Source organism: Deltaproteobacteria bacterium (assembly GCA_011773515.1).
Classification (GTDB): domain Bacteria; phylum Desulfobacterota; class Deferrimicrobia; order J040; family J040; genus WVXK01.
Genome location: WVXK01000007.1, coordinates 20,921 through 24,782, shown reverse-complemented (window position 1 = coordinate 24,782; position 3,862 = coordinate 20,921). Strand labels below are relative to the sequence as shown.

Genomic DNA, 3,862 nt, shown 5'->3' with positions numbered 1-3,862 from the left:
GGTATCGAATACTTCTTGCCTCTCTTCATCGCAAACCCTTCCTTCTCCAGCTCATCGAGGCACTCCCGGATTCTTCGAAGCTCCACCTTCAAGGCGCTTCCCATCTCCTCCTCGGTAACATTTGGCCTGGAGAGCAGAACCTTCAGCACCCTCCCGCGAAGCTGCCTTCGCGAACCCTCGAAGGGGGGCTGCCTCTGGTAGTGGGCGCTTTTTTTGTTCGGGTTGGGAACCTGCTTTTTCAGCATGGCCCCGTAATCCATGAGGGCGTAATACCACTCCCGCGGATTGTTGCGATCGAGCGTCTCGTCCACGAGGGGAAGGATCTCGGCATCCCTTATGCGCTCCCTTCCACGGAAGAAAAAGTGTATGAAAACCCGCCGTATGTTGGTTTCGATGAAAACGACGGGCCGGTTGAAGGCAAATGCGAGGACGGCGCATGCGGTTGCATGTCCTATTCCCGGCAGCGCGACCAGATCGTTTAGACGGGGCGGGATTTCACCGTTGTGCCTCGAAACGACCGTCTCAGAGATGGTTTTGAGCGCCACGGCCCTGCGGTTGTACCCCAGCCCCTGCCACAGGGAGAGGATATCCCTGAGAGGAGCCCCGGCAAGGGAGGGAAAATCGGGGAACGCCTCGATGAACCGCTCATATTTTCGAAGCACCCTGTCCACCTGGGTCTGCTGGAGCATCACCTCGGAAAGGAGAATCTGATAGGGCTCTCTCGTCTTTCTCCAGGGAAGATTCCTGCCGTTGTCACGATAATGCCGGTAGACGGTTTTTCTCAGCAGCCGGAACCCTTCCGGCGTGGGGCCCTCTTCGATGACCGCTCTTTCGTCAGGCGAATAGTCCGTTCTCTTCATGCCATCTGCCGCCGATGGCCCTAGTCGGAGAGCAGCATCTCGATGTCGTAGACAAGGTCGTCCCTGCTCTTCTCGGGCATGGTATACCATCCCGTGTCCATCCTGATAGCGTCGACGGGACAAGCCTCGACACAGAGGCCGCAGAACACGCACCTGAGCATGTCGATGTCGAACCTTATCGGGTACTTCTCTATCTTCGGGTCCGGGTGCTCCCCCGCCTCGATGGTGATGCACAGCGCCGGGCAGATTGTCGGGCAGCACATGCAGGCAACGCACTTCGGGTTCCCGTCTTCCCTCTTCGTCAAGCGGTGCCTGCCCCGAAACCGCGCGGGTACGGGCCGTTTAACATCGGGATAATCTATGGTGGGGATCTTCCGGGGATTCAAGAGGTTGCTGATGAAGTGATTTATGGTTACCGAGAGACCCTTCGCGATCTCGAGAAGGTAAACCCTCTCGGAGAGGGTCATCTCTTTCGGCCTCGATATCTTCTTTACCCGTATCATGTGAACCTCGCGTGGTTAATTAGATGTGCGGTAGCTTCACGATCATTTTCCTCCAGCCTCAGACCCGTTCTCACCGATGACCCTGTAAACGAGTCCGGCGAAAAAGGGCTCGGAACGAGCCATATCGTCGAAGACCGCCTCCTCGTTCTTATAGTCCCAGTCCGCCCCCAGCCTCCTTCCGAGGTCGGCCAGGATCCTGATATCTTCCCTGGCCCGGATCCTGGGGGGGAAAATGCGGTAAAAACGCTGGACCCTGCCGGCTTCGTTCGTGAACGTCCCTCCCCTCTCGACGAATGAAGCGGAAGGGAGAACCAGGGAGCTCGCCTGTGACACCGCACTTTCGTTGGGGGCAATGTTGATGGAGTACTCGACGGCCGAGACCACCCTCCCCGCTTCGTCGCCATCCAGGTCTCCCAGGCAGCATCCCAAAACGATCAGCAACTTTACCTTTCCCTGCCGCGCGGCATCGAGAATGCCATCGAAATCGAGGCCGCCGTCCTCCGGCCCGATGCGAAGCTCAACCGCCCCGCGGGAGTTGGGAGTCTTGTCCTTACTGACGAGAATCTCGTCAGAGTAATCATCGGCGACAACGGCCGGGGTGAAAGCGAGGTTGGGAGTGCGTATGATCTCGAAGGCAAGCTTTTTCGTGAGGTAGAGCTCCTCGTTGGAAGACCGGGGAGAAGCGATCACGGCTATTGCCCCGGCACCAAAATCCCGCTTCACCTCTCCGATCTTCAGGTTTGCCGTGTAAAACGCCGCGTCCCAATCGATGACAACGCTCTTTTCCCCCTCCACCGACCGGGGTTTTTCAATCCTGCCGTCGTTGGCTGCGGTGTAGGAAAACCTCCCGATGTCGCACATCCAGGGTCCGTTCACCTGCTCGTTGAACCTCGGCATCATCCTCCAGACCTTCCCCTCGTGATGGTGGACGAAAACGTTACACCCCGTGGCGCAGCCGGTGCAGATCGACTTTCCCTCCTTCAGGTACCAGACACGGCACTGGAAGCGGAAGTCCTTGCTCGTCAGGGCGCCCACCGGACAGATGTCGGCGAGGTTGCACGTGTACCGGTTACGGAGGAGCTGGTCCTGGTATATGTCGATCTCCGAATGGGAGCCCCTTCCGAAGATGTTGAGCTCGTCGGTCCCCGTCACCTCGCGCAAAAAGCGCATGCACCGGGTGCAGAGCACGCAGCGCTCCGCATCGAGGACGATATCGCCGCCCACGTCCTTCACCTTCGCCTTGTGGATCTTGTTCTTCAGGGGAAAGCGGCTCTTGTACAGGCCGAACTGCATGTAGTAGTCCTGGAGATAGCACTCTCCCGACTGGTCACATATCGGGCAGTCGATGGGATGGTGGACCAGGAGAAATTCAAGGACACCCTTTACGGCTTTTTTGACGGCATCGGTGTCCGTGTGTACCACCATATCGTGGTCCACATAGGTTGCGCAGGCGGGAAGGAGCTTCTGAACCCCCTCTATCTCAACCAGGCACATCCTGCAGTTCCCGTCTATCGAGAGGTGGGGGTGGTAACAGAACCGGGGTATGTGAATGCCGAGCCGGTCGCCCGCCTCGATGATCGTCGTCTCCGGTCCAACTTCCAGCTCTTTTCCATTCAACGTAACTTTCGGCATGCCCTCACACGAAACGAGAGGTCTCTAAATTTTCAACTCCCCGTCGAGACACTTCTTCTCCCTGATGTGATGGTCGAACTCCTCCCTGAACTTCCCGATAAAAGACTCGGCGGGCATTACCGCCGCTTCCGAGAGGGCACAGATGGTCGTGCCCTCCATGTTGTCGCACACGTCGAGAATCAGCTCGAGATCCCCCTCCTTGCCTTCTCCCCTCTCGATGTTTTCAAGGATGATCCGCATCCACTCCGTCCCCTCCCTGCAGGGGGTGCACTTCCCGCACGACTCGTGGGCGTAAAAGGTCATGATGATGGAAAGGAGCCTCACCATGCACACCCCCTCGGGAATCACGATGATCCCGGCGGTCCCCAGCATGGAGCCCGCCTTGGCAATCGACTCCATGTCGGCAGGGACATCTATCTCTTCGGCTTTCACGACGGGCACGGAAGATCCTCCGGGGATCACCGCCTTCAGCTTCTTTCCGTCCAGAATGCCGCCGGCATGCTCGTAGATGATCGACTTGAGGTTCGTGCCGGCCGGCAGCTCATACACCCCCGGCTTGTTCACGAACCCCGACACACCGTAGAGCCTCGTCCCGCCGTCCTTCTCCGTTCCCAGGGCCCTGAAAGCATCTCCACCATGCTCGATGATGTAGGGAATATCGGCGATCGTCTCGACGTTGTTTACCAGCGTGGGCGCCCCGAAAACCCCTATCTGGGCAGGGAAGGGCGGTTTCAGCCGGGGCTGCCCCTTCTCACCCTCGATGGACTCGATCATTCCCGTCTCCTCACCGCAGATATAGGCCCCGGCCCCCCGGTGAACGTAAACGTCCAGGTCGAATCCCGAGCCGAGGATGTCTTTGCCGAGATA

Annotated in this window: 3 protein-coding genes and 1 pseudogene (1 of these 4 only partly in view); all 4 read right to left on the bottom strand. The window is 58.4% G+C overall.

Features of this window, described 5'->3' with window-relative positions; all coding sequences use genetic code 11:
- The coding region (locus tag GTN70_01040; GenBank protein NIO15582.1) for an A/G-specific adenine glycosylase at positions 1 to 860 on the bottom strand (860 nt) is incomplete at its 3' end.
- Positions 861 to 880: 20 nt separating this feature from the next.
- Positions 881 to 1,363 (bottom strand): 4Fe-4S dicluster domain-containing protein, encoded by a 483-nt coding sequence (locus GTN70_01035; protein ID NIO15581.1) that lies wholly within the window; start codon positions 1,361 to 1,363, stop codon positions 881 to 883.
- 42 nt (positions 1,364 to 1,405) lie between these two features.
- Entirely contained in the window at positions 1,406 to 2,995 is a 1,590-nt protein-coding gene (locus GTN70_01030) for a molybdopterin-dependent oxidoreductase (GenBank protein NIO15580.1), read from the bottom strand.
- A 24-nt stretch (positions 2,996 to 3,019) separates the two neighbouring features.
- A pseudogene (gene nuoF, locus GTN70_01025) lies at positions 3,020 to 3,862 on the bottom strand (NADH-quinone oxidoreductase subunit NuoF); it runs 391 nt beyond the window's last position.

Excerpts from the sequence above, each read along its gene's own strand:
- GTN70_01035 (NIO15581.1), bottom strand. The coding sequence starts at position 1,363 with ATGATACGGGTAAAGAAGATATCGAGGCCGAAAGAGATGACCCTCTCC.
- GTN70_01030 (NIO15580.1), bottom strand. The coding sequence starts at position 2,995 with ATGCCGAAAGTTACGTTGAATGGAAAAGAGCTGGAAGTTGGACCGGAG.